The organism is Parasphingorhabdus pacifica (assembly GCF_054779195.1).
Genome location: NZ_BAAGYS010000015.1, coordinates 143,585 through 168,496 on the forward strand (window position 1 = coordinate 143,585; position 24,912 = coordinate 168,496).

23 protein-coding genes are annotated in these 24,912 nt (G+C 66.8%); 12 read left to right on the forward strand and 11 right to left on the reverse strand.

The features are described from left to right. Positions 1-134 precede the first annotated feature (134 nt). Positions 135-1,511, reverse strand: a complete 1,377-nt coding sequence (locus ACYVAN_RS22520) for a nucleotide sugar dehydrogenase (protein WP_460962811.1) — start codon at positions 1,509-1,511, stop codon at positions 135-137. A 752-nt stretch (positions 1,512-2,263) separates the two neighbouring features. On the opposite strand from ACYVAN_RS22520, the gene ACYVAN_RS22525 reads away from it, so the two are divergent. Both ACYVAN_RS22525 and ACYVAN_RS22530 read left to right on the forward strand, forming a co-directional pair. Beyond that, positions 2,264-2,785 (forward strand): ion channel, encoded by a 522-nt coding sequence (locus ACYVAN_RS22525; protein WP_460962813.1) that lies wholly within the window; start codon positions 2,264-2,266, stop codon positions 2,783-2,785. A gap of 473 nt (positions 2,786-3,258) precedes the next feature. Then, the gene (locus tag ACYVAN_RS22530) at positions 3,259-5,697 is read left to right on the forward strand and encodes an EAL domain-containing protein (RefSeq protein ID WP_460962814.1); all 2,439 of its coding nucleotides are present in this window, start codon (positions 3,259-3,261) and stop codon (positions 5,695-5,697) included. A 78-nt stretch (positions 5,698-5,775) separates the two neighbouring features. Here ACYVAN_RS22530 and ACYVAN_RS22535 read toward each other — a convergent pair whose 3' ends face one another. Both ACYVAN_RS22535 and ACYVAN_RS22540 read right to left on the reverse strand, forming a co-directional pair. Further along, complete coding sequence (locus tag ACYVAN_RS22535; protein ID WP_460962816.1) at positions 5,776-6,525, reverse strand: LysR substrate-binding domain-containing protein; 750 nt, start codon at positions 6,523-6,525, stop codon at positions 5,776-5,778. Further along, entirely contained in the window at positions 6,447-6,692 is a 246-nt protein-coding gene (locus ACYVAN_RS22540; protein ID WP_460962818.1) for a LysR family transcriptional regulator, read from the reverse strand. The genes ACYVAN_RS22535 and ACYVAN_RS22540 overlap by 79 nt, the downstream gene beginning before the upstream one ends. A 140-nt stretch (positions 6,693-6,832) precedes the next feature. Between ACYVAN_RS22540 and ACYVAN_RS22545 the strand changes: the two genes are divergently transcribed. From ACYVAN_RS22545 to ACYVAN_RS22565, 5 genes are all read left to right on the forward strand, one after another. After that, positions 6,833-8,095 carry a M24 family metallopeptidase gene (locus tag ACYVAN_RS22545; protein ID WP_460962820.1) on the forward strand — a complete coding sequence of 421 codons (1,263 nt, stop codon included), beginning with the start codon at positions 6,833-6,835 and terminating at the stop codon, positions 8,093-8,095. Further along, a complete protein-coding gene (locus ACYVAN_RS22550) occupies positions 8,092-9,405 on the forward strand; it encodes an MFS transporter (RefSeq protein WP_460962822.1) in 1,314 nt (437 codons plus the stop codon). The genes ACYVAN_RS22545 and ACYVAN_RS22550 overlap by 4 nt, the downstream gene beginning before the upstream one ends. A 68-nt stretch (positions 9,406-9,473) precedes the next feature. Then, the gene (locus ACYVAN_RS22555) at positions 9,474-10,730 is read left to right on the forward strand and encodes an NAD(P)/FAD-dependent oxidoreductase (protein ID WP_460962824.1); all 1,257 of its coding nucleotides are present in this window, start codon (positions 9,474-9,476) and stop codon (positions 10,728-10,730) included. A 128-nt stretch (positions 10,731-10,858) separates the two neighbouring features. Further along, positions 10,859-11,062, forward strand: coding sequence for a helix-turn-helix domain-containing protein (locus ACYVAN_RS22560; protein ID WP_460962826.1), 204 nt, complete (start codon positions 10,859-10,861; stop codon positions 11,060-11,062). 324 nt (positions 11,063-11,386) lie between these two features. Beyond that, entirely contained in the window at positions 11,387-11,782 is a 396-nt protein-coding gene (locus ACYVAN_RS22565; protein WP_460962828.1) for a DUF2267 domain-containing protein, read from the forward strand. 100 nt (positions 11,783-11,882) lie between these two features. Here ACYVAN_RS22565 and ACYVAN_RS22570 read toward each other — a convergent pair whose 3' ends face one another. Further along, a complete protein-coding gene (locus ACYVAN_RS22570; RefSeq protein WP_460962830.1) occupies positions 11,883-12,272 on the reverse strand; it encodes a DUF1330 domain-containing protein in 390 nt (129 codons plus the stop codon). Positions 12,273-12,416: 144 nt separating this feature from the next. Beyond that, the gene (locus ACYVAN_RS22575) at positions 12,417-13,283 is read right to left on the reverse strand and encodes a LuxR C-terminal-related transcriptional regulator (protein WP_460962832.1); all 867 of its coding nucleotides are present in this window, start codon (positions 13,281-13,283) and stop codon (positions 12,417-12,419) included. A gap of 558 nt (positions 13,284-13,841) precedes the next feature. On the opposite strand from ACYVAN_RS22575, the gene ACYVAN_RS22580 reads away from it, so the two are divergent. Further along, positions 13,842-15,518, forward strand: a complete 1,677-nt coding sequence (locus ACYVAN_RS22580; protein ID WP_460962834.1) for an AMP-binding protein — start codon at positions 13,842-13,844, stop codon at positions 15,516-15,518. Between the two features lie 69 nt (positions 15,519-15,587). Here ACYVAN_RS22580 and ACYVAN_RS22585 read toward each other — a convergent pair whose 3' ends face one another. Beyond that, positions 15,588-16,064: a (2Fe-2S)-binding protein gene (locus ACYVAN_RS22585; RefSeq protein WP_460962836.1), complete on the reverse strand. Its 477-nt coding sequence runs from the start codon at positions 16,062-16,064 to the stop codon at positions 15,588-15,590. A gap of 10 nt (positions 16,065-16,074) precedes the next feature. Further along, positions 16,075-18,477: a molybdopterin cofactor-binding domain-containing protein gene (locus ACYVAN_RS22590; RefSeq protein ID WP_460962838.1), complete on the reverse strand. Its 2,403-nt coding sequence runs from the start codon at positions 18,475-18,477 to the stop codon at positions 16,075-16,077. A 473-nt stretch (positions 18,478-18,950) separates the two neighbouring features. Between ACYVAN_RS22590 and ACYVAN_RS22595 the strand changes: the two genes are divergently transcribed. Further along, positions 18,951-19,184: a hypothetical protein gene (locus ACYVAN_RS22595; protein WP_460962840.1), complete on the forward strand. Its 234-nt coding sequence runs from the start codon at positions 18,951-18,953 to the stop codon at positions 19,182-19,184. 48 nt (positions 19,185-19,232) lie between these two features. Here ACYVAN_RS22595 and ACYVAN_RS22600 read toward each other — a convergent pair whose 3' ends face one another. Next, positions 19,233-19,622 (reverse strand): DoxX family protein, encoded by a 390-nt coding sequence (locus ACYVAN_RS22600; RefSeq protein WP_460962842.1) that lies wholly within the window; start codon positions 19,620-19,622, stop codon positions 19,233-19,235. 123 nt (positions 19,623-19,745) lie between these two features. Continuing rightward, on the reverse strand, positions 19,746-20,312 hold the full coding sequence (locus ACYVAN_RS22605; RefSeq protein WP_460962844.1) for a hemerythrin domain-containing protein: 567 nt from the start codon (positions 20,310-20,312) through the stop codon (positions 19,746-19,748). 123 nt (positions 20,313-20,435) lie between these two features. Here ACYVAN_RS22605 and ACYVAN_RS22610 point away from each other — a divergent pair, with 123 nt between their 5' ends. From ACYVAN_RS22610 to ACYVAN_RS22620, 3 genes are all read left to right on the forward strand, one after another. Then, the gene (locus ACYVAN_RS22610) at positions 20,436-21,419 is read left to right on the forward strand and encodes a TIGR03557 family F420-dependent LLM class oxidoreductase (RefSeq protein ID WP_460962846.1); all 984 of its coding nucleotides are present in this window, start codon (positions 20,436-20,438) and stop codon (positions 21,417-21,419) included. Positions 21,420-21,558: 139 nt separating this feature from the next. Further along, positions 21,559-21,957, forward strand: a complete 399-nt coding sequence (locus tag ACYVAN_RS22615; protein WP_460962848.1) for a hypothetical protein — start codon at positions 21,559-21,561, stop codon at positions 21,955-21,957. Beyond that, the gene (locus ACYVAN_RS22620; protein WP_460962850.1) at positions 21,912-22,664 is read left to right on the forward strand and encodes a hypothetical protein; all 753 of its coding nucleotides are present in this window, start codon (positions 21,912-21,914) and stop codon (positions 22,662-22,664) included. Before ACYVAN_RS22615 ends, ACYVAN_RS22620 begins: the two co-directional genes overlap by 46 nt. A gap of 247 nt (positions 22,665-22,911) precedes the next feature. On the opposite strand, the gene ACYVAN_RS22625 is transcribed toward ACYVAN_RS22620, so the two are convergent. Both ACYVAN_RS22625 and ACYVAN_RS22630 read right to left on the reverse strand, forming a co-directional pair. Then, positions 22,912-23,280: a hypothetical protein gene (locus ACYVAN_RS22625; RefSeq protein WP_460962852.1), complete on the reverse strand. Its 369-nt coding sequence runs from the start codon at positions 23,278-23,280 to the stop codon at positions 22,912-22,914. Positions 23,281-23,357: 77 nt separating this feature from the next. Beyond that, positions 23,358-24,821 carry an MFS transporter gene (locus tag ACYVAN_RS22630; RefSeq protein ID WP_460962854.1) on the reverse strand — a complete coding sequence of 488 codons (1,464 nt, stop codon included), beginning with the start codon at positions 24,819-24,821 and terminating at the stop codon, positions 23,358-23,360. Positions 24,822-24,912 lie beyond the last annotated feature (91 nt).

Sequence of the window (24,912 nt, forward strand, 5' to 3'; positions counted from 1 at the left end):
ACGCCGGCGAGCAGCTCTTCAATCGAGCACTCGTCGGTCCCTGACTGCGGAATGCGGTGGCACAACGTAAGTTTGCCGCACCACGCGGTGATTCACAGTGCCCGCGCCGCAGACCTCTTCCCGGCCCGCTCTCCTCAGAGCAGCGTCACGTTCTCCCCGGACAGCTTTCCCCGGGTATCGAGCAACGGGCACCCGGATGCGACCAGCTGTGCCGCTTCGTAGCACGAGTGGTCCTGCATCAGGATGGCGATGTCGGCCGATTCCAGCGCATCCGTGACAGACTCCTCTTTGGACACCGCGGTCTCGTCGACGGTGAACGAGGGGACACCCGGGTCGTGGTAACAAACGTCAGCGCCGTGCCGCAGCAATCCGCGGGCCACCGGGAAAGCGGGAGAATCCCGCATGTCCGTGGTGTCCCGCTTGTAACTCACGCCGAGCAGCAGAACCCTGGCGCCGGAAAGGCTCCGCCCGCGGCCTCGAACCAGCTTGTCCGCACGGGCCACGACATGTTCGGGCATCCGTTCGTTGATGTCCCGCGCCGCGGCGATCGAATTGAAGGAGAACCCTTCGCTACTGGCCTTGTGCGCCAGGTACAGCGGGTCCACGGGGATGCAGTGCCCACCGATACCTGGTCCCGGATGAAACGAGGCGAATCCGAACGGCTTGGTCCCCGCGCAGTGCAGGACGTCCCACACGTCGATGCCCATCCGGTCGCAGAACAGCGAAACCTCGTTCACCAGGCCGATGTTGACGTACCGGTAGGTGTTCTCCAGCAGCTTCGCCATCTCGGCTTCGCGTGCACCTTTCGACACCACCAGCGTGTCGACGAAATGGCCGTAGAAGGCCACGCCGTGTTTCGCGCACAGGGGTGTGACACCACCGATGACCTTCGGCGTGTTGCGCACGTCGAAGGACTTGTTCCCCGGATCGACCCTCTCCGGCGAGTACGCCAGGTGGAAGTCCTCCCCCGCGGTGAGTCCGCTTCCGCCCTCCAGGATCGGACGCACGACTTCCTCGGTGGTACCCGGGTATGACGTGGACTCCAGCACCACGAGAGCTTTCGGGCGCATGTGGGCGGCCACGGTGTGCGCCGCATCGCGCACCGCCGTCAGATCGGGTTCCCCGTCCTCGGTCAATCCGGTGGGCACGCAGAGCACGACGGTGTCGGCACGGTCGATCACCGAGGGGTCTGTCGACGCGTGGAAGCCGCTGTCGAGCATGCCGGCGACCACCGTGTCCGACACGTCCTCCACGTGGGATCGACCGGCGTTGAGCCCGGACGCCACGTCGGCGGAGATGTCCAGTCCGACGGTCGTCAGGCCGGCTGCGCAGGTACGCACGGCCAGTGGCAGTCCGACGTAGCCGAGCCCGACCACGACGAGATCAACGGACAGGCGTCGTTCCGGAGACGTCATCCGCTTCGGCGCGTCCCATCGGCGCGTGCGCAGTGATACTTCTTCGGATGCACCGCCATCAACAGGAACCTGCCGCTGATCCACAGTCCTCGTCATGCCGACTTTCCCAACACACGAATGCAACAACAGCTTGCCGACCGAATGTCACACGACCACTTTCCGCCCGTTGACGCGTTCATCGATTTCCGTGGTGACGCCTTCTCGACCCCCCTGCGGCGAGCAACGACCCCAGCGGCTCCGACCAACCAGTCCGGTGGGCAAGGACACCACTTCGACACCGCGGCTCACCCCTCAAGAAACAGGCATCGGTCCACACATCACTACGAAGGTCGGAAAACTCACCGGGAGCCGCACCTACGACGGCGACGTCCTCGCTCGAAGCTTAACAAGCGTCCGAACTCCACCAAGGACTTCGCCAATCGAGCCTCGGTTGATTCTTACCCTGAATGACCAGGCATTCTGCTATTCGAAAGTCTTCCTGCCCGCATCGACCTTACTGCGGTCGTGGGACACCCGGTTTCAAGATCACCTCATCCGGTGAAGTTCCCTGCGCCACGCCGAAACTGTCCGGCGGCATCCCCGCTCCGTGGGTCGGCCACCCGCGCGACATCGCCGCCCACGCCAGGGTGACCAACCGTCGAGTGTTGTCCGCACCCGGACCGGCCCGGACCGGATCGTGAACACACCGTCGTCCTCCCGAATCCGTTACGAGTGCTGTTCAGCGGCGCACAGCGCTCAACACGGAGTTTCGACGGACGCGGAACCGACTGTCATCGATGGCGCGGCCGATTTCGGTTCGTGTGGCGCGCATGCCTGCGTGCCCACACGCTGACCCATCGGGAGGTGCCATGACCGACTCGACACCGCGCTCCTCGGAGGGGCGTCAGTTGCGCAACCTCGTCGCCGCCGTGTTGGCCGTGGCGGCCTGCACTGGCGTGTACTACCTGTTGCCGCTGCGACGCATCGGTAGCGCAGCCGGGACCTGGATCTTCGTGGCGTTGTTCGCCGTGGGCCTCATTGCCGTCGCAGCGGTCATCCTTCTCGAGGTGGCGCATTTCCGGTCCGAACGATCGTACCGGCGGACATCCATGGCCGGTGTGATCGCTGCGCTGTACCTGGTGGTGCTCTTCTTCGCCGCGGTCTACTACGGGCTCGCCGTACACCTGCCTGGCTCGCTCGTGTCGTTGCACACCAAGACCGACGCCCTCTACTTCTCGGTCTCGATCACGGGCACCGTGGGGTTCGGGGACGTGTACGCGGCCGGACAGCTCGCCCGGGCGGTCACTACGGTGCACATGGCGTTCAACATCGGATTCGTGGGAGCCGTGGTCACCGTCCTGCGCACCAGCGTCGCGCAGCCCCGCGATTGATCCGCCATCGCCGATGGACTCTTGTCTTGTTCCCGCAAGCATGTCCACTCGAGGGGGAAACGCGGTGAACGAGTCAGCGTGGCAGCCGTCGGCCACGCGAGAGCAGGTGGTTCCGGCGGCTGGACAGGCCAAGGAGCATCGCACGGTCGAACGCGTCACCACCATCCTCGAAACCGTCGCGGACGATCCGCACGGCGTCCGAGCACGTTCCGGCACCACCCGGTCTTCGCCCGCTTGTAACCGCAGTCGAGCGGGGCGTTGGAACGCGGCAGCGCCGAACGCCACGAACTGGCCAGGTGACTGCCCGGCACAGTGATCGAGATGGGTGCTGCACATGGATCTCCGCATGTCGGTCCGACCCCGGGTGCACGCGTGCCGCTTCGGAGCGATGCGCTCGCGCGACACCCGCACACGCTTCACCAACGGCAGACTCACAGCCTGTCGTCCACCCATTCGTGTCGCATACTCGACAGGTGGTTCTGTTGAGCAACGGGCGGATCTCCCTGCTGGGACGAGTCTACGCACTCGTGACGGTCCTGTTCGTGCTGCTCGGAGTCCTCGCCGCGGGCACGGTCGTCTTCCGGAAGCAGGCCGCGACAGCGTCCACCACGTTGACCACCGTGACCCTTCCCGCTCAAGCAGCGGCCGCCGAACTGACCAAGTCCTATTCCGAACAAGCGAACGCGGCGCGTGGATACGTGATCACCGGCGACTCCGCGTTCCTCCGCGCCTACGAGACGGAGCGCAGCGAAACCGCGCGGCTCGAAGAGGTCGTCGAGGAGCGATTCGGCCATGATCCGGCGATCATGAACCACCTGGCCGATGTCCGGGAATCAGCTCGAAACTGGCAACATCAATTCTTCGAACCCCAGCTCTACACCGCCTTGCAGAGCAGCGTGGCCGGCCTGAGTACGAGGGTCGATGAAATCGCCGCATCGGAAAGGGCCGAGACCGAAGCGGCGCGAACGCTCGCTGACTGGCTCACCGCGCTCATCTTCCTTGCCGGGTTCTCGGTAGCCGCGGTCGGCGTCATCCTCCTGCACCGATCACTCACCCATCCATTGCGCACGCTCGTGGCGCAGATCGAGCAGGTCGCCTCGGGCGATCTCGACCGTCCGGTTGACGAGGTCGGACCTCCCGAGCTGACCATGCTCGCGCGCGCGGTGGAGACGATGCGGGGCCGCATGCTCCGCGCGACCCGCTGGAAAACGCAGATGCTCAAGGACTTGGCCAGGTACGAGGAGGCGGAGCGCCAGCGGGCCGAGCAGGACTACGCCACCGTTGTCGCCGCGCTCGACGAGGGGGTGGTCGTAGTGGGCTCGACGGGTCGAGTGGAAGCAGCCAATTCCGCTGCTGAACGCATTCTCGGGGCCTCCGAGGTCGTGGGTTCTGCGCTCGCCTCCTGGCGCCTGTTCGACGAGGCCGGGATGGAGTTACAGCCCGAACAGCACCCTTCGGAGGTGACCCGGTGGACGGGTGAGCCGGAGAACTCGCGGGTGGTCCGCCTCGCTCAACCGGATGGGGGCCGTGTGTGGCTGGCGGCCACCTCACGGGCGCTGACTCCGCAAGGCCAGCCACCGCACAAGGTCGTCCTCTCGTTCACCGATATCACCGAGAGCTGGCTGGCGCGGGAACAGTTGGAATACGAGGCCACCCACGATCCACTGACCGGACTCGCCAACCGCACCCTGGTGCTGCGCCATCTCGGGCCGCTGCGGCTTCCGGAGATACCGATGGCCATGCTGTTCCTCGATCTGGACAACTTCAAGCGGATCAACGATTCCCTCGGCCACGGTGTCGGCGACGAGGTGCTGCGAACCATCGGGCAACGCCTGCTGCGGACCGCACCCGACGAGGCGCTGGTGGGCCGGCTCGGCGGGGACGAGTTCGTCGTGGTCGTCCATGACCACCACGACGAACTCACCGACATGGCCGATCGCCTTCTCGGAGCGCTGACCGTACCGGTACGGGTGCACGACCGGCAGGTGCACGTCAACGCCAGCATCGGCGTAGTGGTCTCCCCGACCGGGGACACACGGGACGACCAGGAACTGCTCCGCGATGCCGATGTGGCCATGTATCAGGCCAAGACGCAGGGCTCCGGGCGTTGGGCGCTCTTCGACGTCGAGCTGCGCGAACGCGTGCAGCGGCACATGGCCCTGGAACAGGACCTGCGCCAAGCCGTGGAGAAGGATCAGTTTTGGGTGGCCTACCAACCGTTGATCGAGCTGGGCAGCGAGCGCACGGTGGCTGTGGAGGCTCTGCTGAGGTGGGAGCATCCCGTGCACGGGTCGGTCTCGCCCGGGGAGTTCATCCCGATAGCGGAGGAGAGCGACCTGATCAACCAGGTCGGGGCGCACATGCTGCGCACCGCGACCTGGCAGCTCGCCGCCTTCCGCAAGCGCTGCGGGCTCGACCTGCAGCTGAACGCGAACCTCTCACCCCGCCAGCTCGAAGATCCCGACCTGCAAGCCATGGTGGAACAGGCACTGGCGGCATCCGGGCTACCAACACGTGCCCTGTGCTTCGAGATCACCGAGAACGCGCTCATGCAGGACCCCGACGCAGCTTCCCGGGTCCTGCACGCGCTGCGCGCGCTGGGCGTTCGACTGGCGATCGACGACTTCGGAACCGGGTATTCGTCGATGGCCCAGCTGCGGCGGATGCCACTGGACATCCTCAAGATAGATAGATCGTTCGTCACCGATCTCGGTAGTTCTGCCGAGCTGGAGGCGATCGTCAAAAGCATCGTGGTCATGGCCCACGCCGTCGGTCTCGCCGTGGTGGGCGAAGGTGTTGAAACCGCCCGGCAGCTCGCCCTCCTGCGCCGTCTCGGATGCGACCAGGTACAGGGCTTCTATTTGGGCGAACCCGCCCCCATCGACGAGTTCGTGCCCTCGACGGGAGGCTGAGCGGTGCCGAGCACCTGCCTGCGCCGGTCGTCCCGAGCCGGAATCGGTCGAGAGCACGACGTGCTGCGTTCCCCGCCTTCAGCTCTGTGGCTGGAGACCCAGCGAGACCGCCGCGTCCAACGCCGACCGCAGGAACGCCCGTTCTGAGGGCCGACTGCCGGTCGCCAGTCGGCGGGCCACGAAGACGCGACGCATGAGCGGCTGTTGGAGCGGGAGTATGTCGACGCCTTCGGGCCGGAGCGGGAGGCCGAGATCGGCGACGACGGTGATGCCGAGGTGGCCCGCGACCATCGCCATCGCGGTGGCCTGTTCATCCACCTGGTGCGTGATGCGCGGTTCGAAGCCGGCGACACGGCACACCGCCAGCAGAGCCCGGCCGAAGTCGGTGTCGCTTCCGGAAGCGACCCACGAGCACCCGGTCAGGTCGCCAAGCGCGACCGGGCTGTCGATGCCGAACTCGCCCTGTGGCACGACGAGGTGGAGGTGCTCGACTCCGACGAGGGTGAAATCCAGATCCAGCCCCCAGGACATGGGCGCATCCGGGTAATCGAGGACGAACGCGAGGTCGAGGTCCCCATCGCGAACCGCGACGAGCGCATCCTCGGGGCTGACCTCTCGGGTCTTGACCGCGACCCCTGGATGCCGAGCCGACAGGTTCGCCAGCGTCGGCGGCACGAGAGACGCGGCGATCGTCGCGAGCACTCCCACGGTGAGGTCCGCGGTGAGGGTTTCCTGGCTTTGTTCCAGCGCTACTCGCGCTCGCTCCTCTGCCGCGAGGACTTCGGCGCCGTGCTGGGCGAGGGTGCGACCGACCTCCGTGAGACGCACCCGGCGGCCGACCTGCTCCAGCAGTTCAGGCCGACCTCGCGTTCCAGCGCGCCGAGCTGTTGGGAGACCGCCGAGGGCGTGTAATGCAGTGCGGCGGCCGCATCGGTGATCGTTCCGCGGCGGGCGAACTCGTGCAGCATCCGCAGCCGGTGCAGCGACAACTCCATCAACGAACGCTAAAGCATTCGATGAAGCTTCCTGTAATGGACGTGAAAAGAGATCCACCGCAAACTACCGGGGCCAACGTTGGCCCGCGCGGCATCGGTCTCGTCGGAGCACGGGCTCCACCCCACCCGAGAGGGGAAACATGGGTTACGAACAGCGGACGTCGGTTTCGCCGAGCCTCGACGGGCTCGATGGCGAACCTCCCGCACACTGGTTGTCGTCGGCGGTCACCGAGTCGGTACGAGCGTCCGAGGATCGCCCCTTCAGCGACACCGAGTACGAGGCACGTTTGGGCCGGGTCCGGGCTCGGATGGCGCGAACCGGGCTGGACGGGCTCATCGTGTTCAGGCCTTCCAGCGTCGAGTACCTGTGCGGCTTTCACACTGCCGAGACGGCACCGCAGCCGTTGCTGGTCACCGAGTCCGACACATTCCTGTACGTCCCGGACTTGGAGGTGGGGCGGGCACTGGCCAGCTCGCGAGTGGGCAACGTCCGCTACGCGGGCTATGCGGACGCGCTGGGGAGCCTGGAACGGTTCCTCGATCACGCCGTGGGCGTGCTCCCCCGGGCCGCCCGGGTGGGTGTGGAGGCCGGTCATGCCTCCACACCGCCGAAAGCGGCGCGGATCCTCGAGGACCGGCGCGTCGAGGTCGTCGATCCCGACTACCTCGTCGAACGGGTGCGACTGGTGCTCTCGCCCGGCGAGATCCGTTGCGTCGAGCAGGCCGCCACGGCGACCAGCGCGGGTGTGGAAGGGGCCATCGCCGAAGCAGGCAAACCCGGCGCGACGGATGCTTCGGTCGCGGCGGCGATCGTGGCACAGCTGTTCGAACACGCCAACTCCCCGGCGGCATGGGGTCCGGTGGTGGTGACCGGTCAGCGGGCGGGCATCCCGCACTCGAGCTGGGTGGGTCAGTCGCTGTGCAACGGCCCGACCTTCCTGGAGTTCGCCGGGACCCACCACCGCTACCACGCGCCGGTGATGCGCACCTTGATGGCCGGCACGCCGGACGCGACCGAGCGGCGCCTGCGGGATCTGGCGCGGACCGCGCTGAATTCGGTGTTGGAGAACGCCCGGCCCGGAGTGCCGTGCAGGGACGTCGCTACCCGGGCCTCCCGTGCTCTGGGCCGGATGCCCGACGATGTCGTGTTCCACCAGCTGTTCGGATATCCGGTCGGGTTGGCGCACAAGCCACATTGGATGGACGGCGCGCCGTTCCACATCACCGCGGACAACCACGAGCCGTTGCAGGAGGGAATGGTTTTCCACGTGCCCGCGTCGTTCCGCTCGTTCGGAAGGACCTGCGTGGGCCTGAGCCAGACTTTCGTCGTCGAACAGCACGGGACACGCGTTCTGACGCAGGGCCAACCCGAACTCATCGGGATCGAGGAGCGGACGGCATGACCGACACGGCGAATCCTGCTGTCGGAGCGACCTCGCGGTTGCAGCGGCGGGCGGTCACCGCGGCGATGATCGGCAATGCCACCGAGTGGTACGACTACGCGACATACGGCTACCTGGCCGTGGTCCTCGGAGATGTCTTCTTCCCCACCTCCAACCCGACGTTGTCGTTGCTCGCTTCGTTCGCCACCTTCGCCGTGGCGTTCGGAATTCGACCCGCCGGTGCGTTCTTGCTGGGGCCGTTGAACGACAAGATCGGCCGCAAGCGCACGCTGTCGATCACGATTCTCACCATGTCGGCGGCCACCTGCGCCATCGGCCTCCTTCCGGGTTACGGCACGATCGGCGTCCTCGCCCCGGTCGCACTGGTGCTGGCCCGGCTGGTGCAAGGCTTCGCCGTCGGTGGTGAGTACGGTGGTGCGTCCACCTTCGTCGTGGAGTACGCGCCGGACGAGCGGCGGGGTTTCTGGGCAAGTTGGCTGGAATGTGGCGCGATCGGTGGTTTTCTGCTGGCTTCGGGTCTCGTGACCTACCTGACCTACGTCTTGTCGGAAGCGGCCATGAACTCGTGGGGGTGGCGCATTCCCTTCCTCATCGCGTTGCCCCTCGGGGCGATCGGCCTGTACCTGAGATGGCGACTGACGGACACGCCGAGTTTCACGACGTTGACCGCGAAGGCAGCCGCGGCGCGCGCTCCGGTCCGGGAGACCTTCAGCGGCTATCGCCTGCGCGTGCTGCTCTGCGGCGGCATCGTCATCTACTCGAGCATCGGGACCTACGTGCTGCTCACGTACATGCCGAGCTACCTGGAGCGCAACATCGGGTTGTCGTCCGAGTTGGCGCAGCTACTGGTTTTCGTGGCGGGCGGGGTACTGACCGTATCCATCCCATTCGCGGGTGCGCTGTCCGACCGTGTCGGTCGCAAGACCATGCTGGTGGCGGCCGCCGTCGGGTATCTGGTGCTCGCCTTTCCCGCCTTCTGGTTGATCGGGCGTGCGAGTTGGCTGCCCGTGCTCGCCGGTGTCCTGATGTTGACCCTGTGCCACATTCCCGTGCTGGGCACGACGACCGCGACGTTGCCCGCCCTGTTCCCGGCGCGGGTGCGCGGCACGGGCGTGGCGATCGGTTATAACGTCTCGTTCGCCGTTTTCGGGGGAACGGCCCCGCTGCTGATGACCTATCTCGTGGATGCGACCGGCAACCTGTTCATGCCCGCGTTCTACCTGACCGCGGTCGTGCTCGTCACGCTGGTTCCGATCCTGAACAGCCCCGAAACGGCGGGACGACCGTTGGACCAACCGGTTCCCGACTAGCCGGGGGCGACGTTTCGTGCGCTCGGTCGAAGTTCCCGCGCGCGTGAAGACGAGGAGGAAGGGAAGACATGGGAGCTCGATCAGGCCCCGAACACGTCGTCATCGTGGGCGCGGGCATGGCTGGTCTGGCAACGGCCTGGTTCCTGCAAGAACGCGGAGTTCGCACGACGATCGTGGACAGATCCGGTGTCGCCGCCGGAGCGTCCTGGGGAAACGCGGGACTGATCAACCCCGCGTTCACGGTTCCGCAGCCGGAGCCGCGCGTGCTGCGTTTCGGGCTCAGATCGATGTTCGACCCGTCATCACCGCTGTCGATCCCCCTCGTCGCCGACCGTCGAATGTGGACTTTCCTTGCCGCGTTCGCCCGCAACTGCACCGAATCGCGGTGGCAGCGTTCCATGGCCGTGTTCAATGAGCTCAACCTCGGCGGTATCAGCGCCTACGAGCAGCTCGCCGATGGTGGTGTGGCCGCACCGCTCAAGCACGCCGACCCGTTCTTGGCGGCCTGCTCCTCGCGCCACGACCGCGACCACCTCGTCGAGGAGTTCGACAAGGTTCTGGCCAATGGCGGCAGCGTCGAGTACGAATTCGCCGATGGTGCCGAACTTCGCACCCTCGAACCGACCCTGAGCGCCGAGGTACGAGCAGGTGTTCGCGTACGCGGCCAACGCTTCATCAACCCGCCGGAGTACCTCCGCTCGCTGGCGGAAGCGGTCCGCGTCCGGGGTGGCCGCATCGACGAGGAGTTCGACGTCGCCGATGTCCGGGACCTCGGTCCGGCGGGAGTCGAACTCGACTCCACCACCGGGAGCGATCTCCGCGCGGACGCGGCAGTGCTCGCGAACGGTGCCTGGTTGGGAAGGCTGGCGCGGCCTTTCGGAGTCCGCAGGATCGTACAAGCCGGACGCGGGTACAGCTTCAGCGTCGAACCCCGGGCCATGCCCACCCACCCGATTTACCTTCCGAAGCAGAAAGTGGCCTGCAATCCGCTGGACGATCGCTTTCGAGTCACCGGCGTGATGGAGTTCGGTTCCGCGAATGCCGCGCTCGACTCCCGGCGCATCCATACGATCGTCGAATCCATCCGCCCCATGTTCACCGGCGTGGACTGGGACCGGCGCTACGACGAATGGGTCGGCTCCAGGCCGTGCACGCCCGACGGCCTGCCGCTGATCGGCGCGACGTCGTCGCCGCGGGTGTACGTCGCGGGTGGGCACGGCATGTGGGGCATGACTTTCGGCCCCGTAACCGGCAAGGCCCTCGCCGATTCGATCACCGGTCGAACCACACCCGGTTGGATGCGCGAGGTCTCCCCGCTGCGGTGAACTGGCGAGACGGATCGTGCACCGCTGGCCGGGTTGCCTGTCGCGATTTGATCATCGCGTCCGCCACTGGCAGCTAAGATCACTTCGGTCGTTGTCGAACACATCGCTGTTGGCGGGCGGTCTCCTTCGTGGGTTCTTCGATTCCTCTGGGCGGGTCCATTCGGAAACTTCGACTAAGGAAAGGGCCGGCGCAGCAGGAGTTCGCGGAGCTCGCAGGCTTGAGCGTCTCGGGGTTGCGAGATCTGGAGCAGGGCAGGTCCGACAGCCTCGCCCGGACACGATCCGCCGGCTGGGAACTGGATGGGCCGGATCAGCGGTACCGAGGGCGGTAAGCGCGGCACGAACTGCGGCTGAGCGCAGCCCGCTGTTGGCCTTGCCGTTCACCGTGGGGCGCCTGCGCGTATGTTCCTCAGCCGGAACCAACACGCGGGCGCACCACTCGAAGCTCGGCTCAACTCGACACAGGCGTCGCTCCCCTACCGGGCACAGCTGATCTACGACGGACGACTCGCCGAGTTCTCGCGGGCGCGGACGGAGCCGTTTCCCGACCGAATGAACTTCACCGCGCATTCCACTGTTCGAGTTTCGGTGCCGCTCGGAGCGGGTAGCAACAGGGCAGCGTCGATTGATCGAACTCGGAAGGAGAACAACCCACAATGGAATCGGTCTGGCAAGGCGACCCCATGTTGTCGTTCATCGAGCAGGTGCGTGAGTCGACCGGACTCTCCTCGTCGGACGAAGCTTCGAGAGTTTCTCGCGCCACTCTGACCACCTTGGCCGAGAGCATCAGCGCCGGGCAGGTTGACGACCTGATGCAAGGGTTGCCGCCCGAACTTCAGCGAGAGCTCTCCCAACGAAGCGGACAGGCGCGTTCCTTGGACAAGATGGGTTTTCTCGACCGGGTCAGCGGTGAGATCGCCACGGCCGACATCGAAACCACGGAGCAGCAGGTCCGTGCCGTGTTGACGACGTTGCGCGAGTGGGCCCCGCAAGGCGAGACCGCCAATACTCTCGAACAACTACCCCAGTCGGTGGCGGACCTCTTCCGATGATCACGTGCGACACCGACCGCGGTCGGTGTCGGCGAGCAGGTCGAACCGTGCTGCCCTTGCGCACGCGCTCACCCGCACCCAGTGGCGGCCGCGGCTTCGCTCACGTCTCGGTGGAATCCGCGGCCGCCTGCCAGGGAATCGTCGCCTGCAGCACGGCTTCGCTGAGCGCCTCGGTCCGGAACTTTGTCACCTGCTGGTATTCCGGATCGGCGACCATGCGGCTGAATGCCTCCCGGCTCGGATACTGGACGACCAGCACGGCGTCCCACGCTTGACCGTCTTCGGCGACGAGGGCGGTGGAACCGAGTCCGGCATAGAGCACCTTCGCGCCGTAACGGGGCAGAATCGTCTCCTCGATCTCGGCGGCGTACCTGCTGTAGGACTCGCGGCCACCGTCGCGGAAGCGCAGCAGGTTCAGCATCACCACCGGACCGTCGGTGTCCTCGGCCAGGTAACGCTTGATGTCGGCCCCGCGCGGGTCCACAGCCATGAAGATCGATCCTCCTCGTGCCTCTGCCACAGTTGACCAAGCGCCTGCTCGCCCACCCACCGATGCAGGTACCGGCGGGCGGCATCGATCGGCGACGTTACGCCACGGAAGGCATCCGCCGCGACCATCAGATCGCACCCGCCGTCAGGGCAGGAGGCCGTGTCGCCGGGCGGTGACGACCGCTTCGTGGCGGGTGCGCACGTCGAGCTTGCGCATGACACTGCGCAGGTACGCCTTGACCGTTTCGGGGAGCAACGACAGCCGGTTCGCGATCTCGGCGTTGCTGCATCCCAGGGCGACCTGGGAGAGCACGTCCAGTTCGCGGGGCGCCAGCGTGGTGGCGGTCGCCTTCGGCTCGTGTCCGGTGGTGAGGTTCGCGAGCCGGTCGCAAGCCTCGCGCAGGCGATCGCGCAGGGTGCCCTCTTCAAGCCCTTGGGCGATGCACCGGAATTCGGCGTGCAGTTCGCGGACCTCCTCGATCCCCCAGCTGTCCTGCCCGGTCGGATCGTTGGTCTCGGCCGCCCGCAGGAGGTGCAGCCGCCTGTCGACCTCGTCGCGGGTGGAGACCTCGACCGCGAGCCTCCGCGCGGCGTCGACGACCACGTCGAGCACGCGGTCCCCCATCGGCTCCACACCCCGGTCCGCGGCGTAGAGGACGCCGCGGACGGAGCCCCGCACCGCGACCGGGACGGCGATCACCGAGCGGATTCCCTCCGCGAGCACCGGAGCGTCGTAGTGATGCGTGATCGACAGGTCGGCACCGTAATCGTTGACCCATGCCGGGCGCTGGCAGGAGACGACCTGACCACCGAGGCCCTTCGGGGAACGCACGTGCAACCCCTTGAGTCCGGTGGTCCGAACACCGAGGAACTCGGAGAGGCTCAGGATGCCGTCGCTCACCTGTCCTCCGAACGCCACCGGTGCTTCGGCATACCTCCGGACCTCTCGCACCGCGTTGCGGAAGGCATCCGCATCGTTCGGGCGCAGGACGGCGTCATCAGTAGGCTTCACTGTCCCTCCGTTCAGGAAATGTGTAAACGTGTTCCTGAGCCGTCACCTTGCGGTGCAGCGTGGACCCGGTGGTCTTCCCGTGGCAATACCGGTGCCAGCGGGCTGGTCTTAGGGGATTTCACCCCGAGGCCCACCCCGACCGCACCACCCCGTGTGGCCACACACCTACTCTGCGCAGCACGAGCCGCTTCCAGACGCTCGACATCAACCCGGGCCAACGAGCACGGCGCTCCACAACCACAGTCCGAGCAGCCAGCCCGACAAGAACGCACACAACTCCGCACGGCTACCGCTCAAACCCGAACCGAGCCGGTAGAGAGCTGACCAACGGACGCGCGGCAACGTGCCCGCATGAAACCAGATTCACCGATACGAAACACCCTGCCCACGCGCCCACCCCTACAAACGATGACAGCTCAACACAAACCGGCACGTCCTTACCCATAAACCCGAACAGCTAAGAACCCCATTACGGGGGTAGTCCGCCGTTGGTGTGTCGCGGAGCATAACCAGACACATCGAACCGGCAAAAGACCGACCAACAGGAGAGGAGCCCTCGTGAGTACCTGGTCGAGCACGAGCTCCGCGGACACGGCACCGGCTGACCACGTGAGCGAACTGCTGCGCGTGTTCTCCTCGGAACAGGCGTGCGCAGCCGAACTGCTGTGCGATAGGCATCCGGCAGACGGGGTGGCGTTCACCGTCGTCGACGCCGACCTCTCCAGCAGGCAGCTCACCTACGCGGAGTTGCGCCGTGAGTCGGAACGCTTCGCCGCGGCCCTCGCCGATCTGGGTGTCGAGCCGGGCGACTCCGTGGGCGTGCTGATGGGCAAGTCCGTTGATCTCGTCGTGGCACTGCTCGGGATCTGGCGGCGCGGAGCGGTCCACGTGCCGCTGTTCACCGCGTTCGCACCCCCGGCCATCGCACTGCGCCTGCGGGCGAGCAACGCGAAGCTCGTCGTCGTCGATGCGGATCAACGCACCAAGCTCGCACCCGGCGAGGACATGCCCGCCGACCCACCGTGGCGGATCGTCGTCGCCGATGGCGCCGCCGAACCCGGTGATCTCGCGTTGCGCGACCTGCTCGACGCTCGCACCGGCGACGAGCCCGGTGCCGGTGCGGTCGCGCTGGGTGGCGACGGCACACTCGTGCAGCTGTTCACGTCGGGCACCACTGGCACGCCGAAGGGTGTTCCCGTCCCGGTCAAGGCGTTGGCATCCTTCCAGGCCTACCTGGAATTCGGGCTCGACGTCCGGCCCGAGGACGTTTTCTGGAACGCCGCCGACCCCGGGTGGGCCTACGGGCTCTACTACGCGATTCTCGGCCCGCTCGCGGCAGGACATCCGGCCGTCCTGCTCCGCGCGAAGTTCTCCCCGGCGTTGACATGGGAGGTGATGCGCGAGTTCGGCGTCACCAACTTCGCCGCGGCTCCCACCGTCTACCGGAGCCTGCGGACCGGTTCCGCTGTTCCGGACGGCATCCGGCTGCGGCGTGCTTCGTCGGCCGGGGAGCCGCTGACTCCCGAGGTGGTCAGCTGGTCCGAGCAAGAACTCGGTGTCGCCGTGCGGGACCACTACGGGCAGACCGAGCACGGGATGATGATCGTCAATGGCTGGTCCGAGGCCGTTCGTTCTCCGGTCCGTGCCGGCTCGATGGGCACGGTGCTGCCGGGGTGGTCGGCCGAGGTGCTCCACGACGAGCGCGACGAGCCCGCCCCCGCTGGAACCTCAGGACGGATCGCGATCAACGTCCCGGGAAGCCCACTCATGTGGTTCTCGGGCTACATTGACGCGCCGGAGAAGACCGCCGAGCGCTTCACGTCCCAAGGCGACTGGTACCTGACCGGTGATGCGGGTTCCAGGGACGAGGACGGGTACTTCTTCTTCGCCTCCCGCGATGACGACGTGATCATCATGGCCGGTTACCGCATCGGACCGTTCGAGGTCGAAAGTGTCCTGGTCGGACACGAGGCCGTGGCCGAGACCGCCGTGATCGGCGTTCCCGATCCGGTCAAGGGCGAGGCGTTGGAGGCATTCGTCGTGCTCTCTCGCGAATTTTCCGGTGACCGAGCACTGGTCCAAGAGTTGCAGCAACTGGTCAAACGAAAGTTCGCCGCGCACGCCTACCCGCGCGCGGTGCACTTCGTGGACGAACTGCCGAAGACGCCCAGCGGCAAGATCCAGCGCTTCGTCCTGCGTGCTGAGCGCGCGGCCGGATCCGGGGCCGATAGCTGACCCGGCCCCGCCGCAGGATCCGGGTGACTGCGCCTGCCCCGCCTTCACGGGGCAGGCGCAGTCGGTGGTTCACATGTTCTCGGCGCCCGCGGTGATCGCCTCCCGGATGCGGCAGTAGGTGCCGCATCGGCAGATGTTGCGGATCTCGTCGAGGTCGGCGTCGCCCACCTCGTGCCCGTCTTCGCGGGCCTGCCGCACCTTGGCCACCGCGGCCATGATCTGGCCGGGCTGGCAGTAGCCGCACTGGGCCACGTCGTTGTCGAGCCACGCCTCCTGCATGGGGTGCAGTGGTTTTCCGACGGTACCCGGCAACCCTTCGATGGTGGTGATCTCGTCGGTGGGCTGGATGTCGGAAACCTGGACGGAACACGGGTTGAAGGCCTTGCCGTTGATGTGGCACGTGCAGGCCTTGCAGACGTTGATCCCGCAGCCGTACTTGGGGCCGGTGACGCCGAGGACATCGCGCAGGACCCAGAGGAGCCGCACGTCGTCAGCAACGTCCACAGTGACCTGCTCGCCGTTGAGCTGGAAGGTGTGTTCGGGCATCGTGATCTCCTCAGAAGGTGTACTGCAGTCCGTTGGTCGGCGACGGGGGCAGCGGGGGCACCGCCGGATATGGTTCGAAGGCCAACGGATCGTTGTGGTTGATCGGGAAGTAGGTCGGCATCGTTCCCGTCGCCCGCCCGTAAGCGCAGGCCACAGCCGAGAACGCGGGGGCTACCGAAGCTTCACCGGCACCGGCGACCTTCTCTTCCGGATCGGCGGGCAGCATGACCACTTCGAGATCGAACGGCACGTTCCACTGGCGGCTGTAGAAGTAGTTGTCCCAGCTGGCTTCCAGGAAGCGTCCGTTCTGCAGGTGCACGCTGGAGGTCAGGGCGAGCGCCATTCCATCGATGAATCCGCCCTGCAGCATCGCTTCCATGCCCATGGGGTTGACGACGACCTGCCCCGGGATGGTGACGAACACCGCGCGGGTGACCCGTGGTCCGGCAACACCGTCGCGAATCTCCCGCTCGGTGGTTTCGGGACGGCAGTCGATCTCCACCAGGCAGGCCATCGCGTGCTTGTACTCGCCGTGGATGGCGATACCCTGCGCCATTCCCTCGGGCAATGACTTGCCCCATTCGCCGACCTCGGCCGCCTTGTCGAGAACCGTGCGCATGTTCTCGTTCTTGGCTATCTCCCGCCGGAATTCGTAGGGGTCCTTGCCCAGATCGGCAGCCAACCGGTCTATGACGAGTTCTCGGGCGCACACCACGTTCGGCGAGTAGACGTTGCGCATGCTGCCGGTGTTGAAGCCGCCACGGTACTGGTTGTCCTGCGGTGTCTGGTGACTTTCGGTCAGCAGTTGCTTGGTTGCCCCGATGCTGTAGGGCGAGGTCTGGGTGAGTTCGAAGATGGTTTCGGACAGGACCGGCCCCACTGCGGGGATTCGCGAGGCGGTGCTCGTGATCGCGTCCCCGAAGCCGTGGCTGAAACTGGTGCGGACGCTGGCGTGGTGCTGGTCGTAGCTGAGGATGTCGCCGCCGTTGTAGCTGGCGCGGATGCGGGAGAACGACATCGGGTGCACGCGGCCCTGCCGGCAGTCGTCGGCGCGGTGCCACATGAGTTTGACCGGTTTGCCGAACTCCTTCGACGCTTCGGCGGCTTCCGCCGCCGCGTCGTGGAAGAGCTTGCGTCCGAAGGAACCACCTCCGGTCATCACGTGCACGGTTACCGATTCCGGTGACATGCCCAGTGTTTTCGCGATCTCGGACTGGGCCACGATCGGAATCTTCACCGTGGACCAGATCTCCGCGCTGCCGTCCTTGACGTCGGCGATCGCGCAGTTGGTCTCCAGGGCGCTGCTTCCCGCGAACGCGAAGGTGAACTCCGCGTCGAGGGTCTTGGTGCCGGGCGCGGCCGGTGGCATCGGCGGTGTGATCGCCTTGAGCTTCTCCAGCACCGTGTCGTCCGATTCGTCGTCGACCGGGCCGGGCCCCCACGTCACGTCGAGCGCGTTCACGGCGTCGATGCACTGGCCGAAGGTCTCCCCGCGCACCGCCACGCCGCTGCTGATAGTGGCGACATCGGTGATGCCGGGCATCTTCCGGACTTCGTCGGCGTTGTTGACCGATCCGACGGCACCGTTGATGGTCGGCGGCCGGCACAACATGGTCGGCTTCGCGTCCGGGATGTCCAAGTCCATCGTGAATTGCTTGCGCCCGGTGACGCTGTCCAGCGCGTCGATCCGCTTCTGCGGTTTGCCGATGAGGGTGAACTCGGATTCCGGCTTGAGTTGCGTGGACAGCTCTTCGGACCGCTTGCCGGCCGCCTTGGTCGCCAGTTCTCCGTAGGACAGGCTCTGCCCGGCGTGCGAAGTGATCACTCCGGCCGTGCTGGTCAGCGTCGAGACGGCCTCGTCGAGCTCGATGGCGGCGACTTCCAGCAGCCGCCCCTTGGCGAGTGCGGCGGCCACCCGCACCGGCGTGTACATGGCGTTGAGCGTGTTCGAGCCGCCGGTGATCTGATTGAAAACAAGCTCCGGCCTCGCGTCGGCCAGGCTCATGTTCACCTTCTCCAGCGGCAGATCCATCTCCTCCGCGATCAGCATGGCGATCGCCGTGGTGATTCCTTGACCGACCTCCGTTCTGGGCAGGGCGAAGGAGACGGTCCCATCTGGATTCACCTGGACCGCTATCAGGTTCTCGGTGGGCTTCGCGGCCAACGTCAACGCGTCGTTGAGGTCGACGAAGTCCGCCAACTGCGGATTGGACGGTGCCGCCGCCGCTTCCGGCGGCGCGATGATCGACTCGCCCAGTCGGGCTGCGGCGACCACGGTCGGTGCGGCCAGCAGGTAGCCGAGGAAGCGGCGCCGAGCCGTCACTCGAGAACCGGCCTGTGACCCGCTGTCGGCGGGGTCCACTTGTTGTGGCGAATGGCGGGATTCGCGAGGAGCGGAGTGACGAGATGCCATCGACATGTCCTCTCATGGACCTGGCTCGCCGGGCGCTTGTCGCCCGGCGAGCAGGAACGACTTGTCAGCACGGACGGGAGTGTTGATGCGAGAGTCGGGTTGTCGTTGTTGGCGTTCGCCGGCGGAACGTGGCGGTGGCGTCAGGATGGAGGTCGTCCTCCCGGCCACGCGGGCTCGATCGGATCTTGCCCGGAAACATGTTCCATGTCACTCTCACGCGCTACTACCCCCGAAATGGGGTGCCCTGCGTGTACGCCGACTCACGGGGAGTGGCATCTACTCCCCCGCCGGTACCGCTCGGGCTGCCCTGCTTCCGAACCGCGCAGCCCGCTGCGGGGTCTCGGCGCTCAGTGCGCAGGATCGACCACGCGGTGTGCGCACCGACTGACCGGCTCGGACGGATCCGGCTTCGGTAGGATTTCCACCGGTGCGCGGTCCGGCGCTACTGCCCGAACGTCGAGGAGCATTCCACGTTGAACGCCCGGAGGATGACCTTCCTACTGGTCAGAACACTCGTGTTCTTCGTGGTGGCCGTCGTTGTGGTCCTGTATGTCGGCTGGTCGTGGCCGGGTGGGTTGGCACTGCTCCTGATCGGACTCGCCGCTGCCGCGCAAGGAGGCGCGGTGCTGTGGTTGCGCCGTTCCGAACGTGCCTCGGCTTCGGAGTCCGGTACGGATTCGGAGTCCGGCACGGAGAATTCGGAGTGACCTACCGGCCATGAGCACGCCGGGCGGCTGTGCCGCCTCCGCGTGAAGCTACTCCCGGGGCCCGTTCCGCACCCGGAGGGCGAGGGCGACCAGTGGCCATTGCAGGGGCAGTCGCGCCCAGCCGAGTGCCCGTAGCCATCGGGGCTTGCGGGTGCGCCAGAAGTCGACGGCCATCTTGATGTTCCCCGGGAACACCGCCACGAACAGCGCCGCACTCGCCGTCGCACCCGCCCGGCGGGTACGCGGGTGGGCCACGGCGGCAGCGCAGGCCAGTTCGGCTCCACCGGATGCGAGCACCCACGCGCGTGCGCTGCCGGGAACCCGGTGCGGAATCAACGGCTGGAACAGCGAGGGCCGCGCGAAGTGCGCGATACCGGCGGTGCCCAGCAGCCCGGCCAGGGCGATGGTTCGTGAGCGGTGCCGGAAACGATCAGTCATGCCACGAGTCTGCCACCCGTGGGCACCGACCGGTAGCCGTGCGAACGCTTGGTCAACGGGATGAATCGCATCCGCCCTGTCCGGCTGCGCCCGTCACCGCCTGCGCCCTCACCGACTGCGCCCTCACCGACTGCGCCCGGAGAGGGCGTCCCGCATGCGGTCGATCAAACCGACCCCCGGGTCAAGGATCATGTTGGCCGGTGGCTGATCGGGTGCGGAGGGGTGCGGGCGCGTCGGGGCGACGTCCTTCGCCATGATCACCTTGTTCCCGAGGTCCAGCAGCTGTTCGGGCGTGCACACGTCCTGCAGCCGCGGGAACAGGTCCCGTTCCTCCTCTTCGACGTGGTGGCGGATATCGGCAATCAGTTGCCGGGTCAACCGCTCGAATTCCGGATCGTCGGCGTCCAGCCCTTCCAGGCGCTTCATCACCTGCTCGGCTTCGGCGTGTTCCCGGAGTTCCTCATCCGCCAGTTTGTCGCCGTCGCGCAGCATTTCCCGCGCTGCCGGGTAGAGGTACTGCTCCTCGGCGACCGAGTGGCGGACGAGTTCGGTGATGACGTGATCCACCAGTTCGCGCCGCCGTTCCTTCGACAGTCCGCCCCGTTCGTAGTCGGTGAACGCCTTCTCCACCTGCCCGTGATCGGTGACGAGGATGTCGATGAGATCGCCTTGTTGGCGTGTGCGCGCCATGCCGATACCTCCCGGAAACAAGAAGCTGCCTCCACTTCGCATTTCCCGAGCGGACACGGGCCAAACCGGATGGCGGCAATGCTCTCCCGCGCGAATCCCGATTTCCCGTGCCAGCCTGGAGGCATGGTGCGATTCGGATACACACTGATGACCGAACAGTCCGGGCCGCGAGAGCTGGTCGCGCACTCCTCCGCCGCCGAACGCGCCGGTTTCGACTTCGAGGTGATGAGCGACCACTACTTCCCGTGGCTCGAGGCCCAAGGACACTCGCCGAACGCTTGGAGCGTGCTGGGGGCGGTTACGCAGGCGACCGAACGGGTCGAGCTGATGACCTACGTGACGGCTCCGATCATCCGCTACCACCCGGCGGTCGTCGCGCAGCAGGCGGCGACGGTGGGACTGCTCTCCGAAGACCGTTTCGTACTCGGCGTGGGCGCAGGGGAGAACCTCAACGAGCACGTCGTCGGCGGTGGATGGCCCCCCGTGAACGTGCGCCACGAGATGCTGACCGAGGCGCTGGAGATCATCGACCGCCTCTTCAACGGCGGCAACGTGAACTACACCGGCAAGCACTACCGGGTGGATTCGGCGAAGCTGTGGGACCTTCCGGCGAGGCGAGTGCCGGTCGCGACCGCCGTCTCGGGTGGCCAATCCATCCGGCGGTTCGCACCGCTGTCCGACGCGATGATCGCGGTGGAACCCAACCACGAGTTCTGCCGCGATTGGGATTCGCGGTGCACCAACGGGCCCGCCCGCAAGATCGCCCAGATGCCGATCGCCTGGGACCCGGATCGCGATGCGGCGCTCAAGCGTGCGTGGGAGCAGTTCCGCTGGTTCGCCGGCGGGTGGAAGGTCAATTCCGAGTTGCCGGGGCCCGCGTCGTTCGCCGCGGCGACCCAGTACGTGCGGACCGAGGACATCGCGGCAGGAATCCCGTGCGGCCCTGACGTGGAACCCGTGGTGTCCTCCGCGAGGGCCTTCTGGGAAGCCGGATTCACCGACATCGCCCTGGTCCAGGTCGGTGTGGACGCTGATCCCGCCGGATTCTTCGACTTCGCCGAACAGCGGTTGCTGCCCGCGCTGCGCACGGCGGCCCCGCAGACCTGACGGTTCCCCGCGCGTGACCGCTCGCTGGGCGAACCGGAGCGCGAGTCGCGCGTGTCCGGCCGCCCGCGAGCGGGAACACCCCTTCTGGCATTCCGTTCCGAACACGGGTTCTTGCTCAGCCACGCGACAAGGGGGCGCATTGTCCGGTGAACACGACACGTCCGTCGTCTCGGTGGGGATCGTGGCGGATCCCGGAACTCCGAGCGCGGTCGCCAGGAACGTTTCGGATCAGCTTCCCGATGCCCTCGGCAGGCGCATCATTCGCGACGTGGAATGGAATGTGGTCACCAGCACCGAGGAACTGAGCCTGGACGCGCAGGGCCGCCTCCCGGTCGAGGAGAAAGCCAGGACCCTGTTGCCGGACCGGGGTTGGGACGTTCTCATCTGCCTCACCGACCTACCCCGCCGGAACGGAACCAGGCCGGTGATCGCCGATGTCCACGCCGAGGCGGCAGGGGCTCTGGTATCGCTGCCGGCGATCGGCTGGATGCGATGCGGCTCGAATCGCACACCGCTGAGACGATCGTGCACGCGGTAGGTCTCATCGCCACCGAGGTGCTCAGTTCGGCCCCGCACCGGACCGCCGCCGAGAAGCACCACCACATTCGCCGCCGGGCCACCGAGGCGGTCTCACCCGTGCGCCAGCTCCCCTCGGCCGAGTCCAGTGTTCAGCTCGTGCTGACCGGGATGCGCGGGCGGCTCCGGTTGCTGCTCGGCATGGTCCGGGACAACCGGCCGTGGCGCCTCGTGCCGAGCCTGTCCCGTGCGATCGCGGCCGCCGCGGCCACCGGCGCCTTCGGGATCTTCTACCCGACGCTGTGGCGGATGGCTGATGCCCTGAGCTACCAGCGTCTGTCCCTGATCTCCCTGGTGGCCATCTGCGCCATGGTCATCTGGTTGATCTTCAACAACGGGCTGTGGGAACGCCCGCGCGAGCGCAACGATGGCGAAGAAGCCGTCCTGTTCAACCTCGCCACCGTGCTCACCCTGACCATCGGGGTGGCGTGCATGTACCTGGTGTTGATGGCCGCGACCTTGGTTGGGGCCGCGGCGGTGATCTCGTCGAGCTACCTGTCCATCATGCTGGGTCATCCCGTGGGGGTCCTCGACTACGTGTCGTTGGTGTGGTTGGCGAGTTCGATGGGCACGGTCGCCGGTGCGCTCGGAGCGAGCTTGGAGACCGAAGCAGCGGTTCGGCGGGCCACGTTCAGCAAGCGCGAGCGCGAACGTCGCAGCCATTCGTGAGGTCGCGCAACGAGAGGGCCACGTGAGCCCAACGGGTGGATGGCGTGACGTCACGTGACGGAGGGGAGTGTTTCAGCACACCACCGGCGGGAAGCCTCGGAGAAGAGTTGTGCGGGGTCCGGCGCCGCGCCCGGACCCGGAAACCGAAAGCGCGGCAGCACCGAACATCCCCGGAACCGGGCGGGCGCCGGGGATGTTCGTCTTCCGGCACACCAGGTCGCGTCACCGTTGGAAGTCGGGTCCGCGCTCAGTCGGGGCGTTTCAACTCGACTGTGCTCGACAGGATCGGGTTCGAGTCCCCGGTGACGTCTTCCATGATCTGGTCGTAGCGGGTCCGCCGCCTCCACTCGACCTTGCGTTCGATCTCGGGGTCGGCGGACGAGACCACGCCGAACTCGCCGTTCGCGAGTTTCAACATCAGCTGGTCCCAGGGTACGTCCGTGTCGGCCTGCGTCCACTGCGAACCGCACTGCAAGCAGTGCGCGTTGAACACGCTGCAGTTGTGGTCCTCCGGCGGGAAGTGCCCGGTGAAGTTGATGGACTCGCGCGGGTGCTCGCAGACACGCGGTGACATCCAAATCCGACTGGGGTACTCCGGCTCCCGTGCCACGCTCATACGTATCCCCTTACTGGCGTGATTACCCTACGTGCCCGCGTGATTACGCTAGCAGCATCACGCCGGGCAGACGATCATCAGCCAGTGGGTATTTCGTTGACCGGCTCGGGTCCGGCGGCCCGTTGTTCCTGCGGCGCGCTTTCCCGCGTTGTGCGGGCACGTTGGCTGTGACGACGCCGACTCCTGGTGAGCCGACCACCCGGCCTGGTCCAACCAGGACCCCGCGGTGGACGTGCTTCCACGCTTTTGGGCGGGGTCGGCGGCGCGTCGACCGACGGCGAAGCGGGGTGCACATCCGCCAGACGCACCCACCTGTGCTGCCGGGGCAGTGCGCGGCGTTCCGGCATCCGCGAGAAGACGAACCAAGCCGCCAGGGTCGCCACCGTCGTCACGACGCCCGCGATCTCCAGTGCCCGCCCGGCTCCGGCGAACTCCGACATCCAGCCGAGCAGCGGACCGCCGACCGCTCCGGACGCCGAGGTCACCATCGATTTGGCTGCCAGTACACGTCCGCGCATGTCCTCGTCGGTGTCGAGTTGCATCCGGGTGCTCTGCGCGGTGTCGAGCACGACCGCGCCCAGCGCGATCGGGAAGAGCAGAGCCGAGAACGTCAGAACGGTAGGGCTGGCACCGCTGAAGATCTGCAGCACGCTCGTCACCAACGCCGCTCCCAGCACCAGCCGCAGCGTCAGCTGCCGGTGCGCGGCCGCCACGAATCCGCCCGCCACGGTTCCGACCGCGAAGACGACCGAGAGGACGCTGTAACCGGCGGCGCCCGCGGCCAACTTCCCTTCGCTCATCGCCGCCATCGTCACCTGGTAGTTGCGGCCGAGGGCGGAGAGCACGAAGCTGAGCAGGAACATCACGATCAGCGGTCGGTGCCCCAGGACGTACTTGAGCCCGGCACGAATGCCGGTTCGTTCGGCCGTACTCGTAGCCAGTTCGAAGATCCCCTCCGGGCGAACCCTGCTGATCGCGACGAGCACGCCGACGAAGCTCGCCGCGTTGAGCACGAACAGCAGCGGCACACCGGTGAGCACGACGAGGGCGCCCGCGAGGCTCATGCCCAGGATCCGGCCGCCGGAGCTGAAGATCGAGCCCAGCCCGAGAGCGTTGCCGAGGTCGTCGCGGGGCACCAGTTGGGCTCCGAACCGGCCGAGAGCCGGACCGTCGAACACGGTGATGATGCCGGACAGCAGCGCCATCACGTAGACGGCGGACATCGGAGCTTCGGTCCAGGCGATGGCCGCCAGCACGAGAGCGAGCAGGGCGTGCAGGGACTGGGTGGCGAACAGGATGCGCCGCGCGGGCCAACGGTCGGCGATCGAGCCGGCGAACGAGGCGAGCAATACGCCGGGCAGTGTTTGGAACAGCAGGGACACGCCGAGCAACCCCGGGGACCCCGTCTGCGTGAGCACATACCAGTTCAGCGCCAGGTTCTGCATCCACGCACCGGTGACGGACACGAAGTCCGCGACGGCCCACCGCCGGTAGTTGGCGTGCTTGAGCGCACGGAACATCGTGGCCAGTCGGGCACGCAAACCGGGGGTCCTTCCGGGGGATCAACGGAGTCACGTCCTGGTTCGGCGAGCTCACGCCCGGCAATCAGGACCCCTCAACCGTGACAACCTA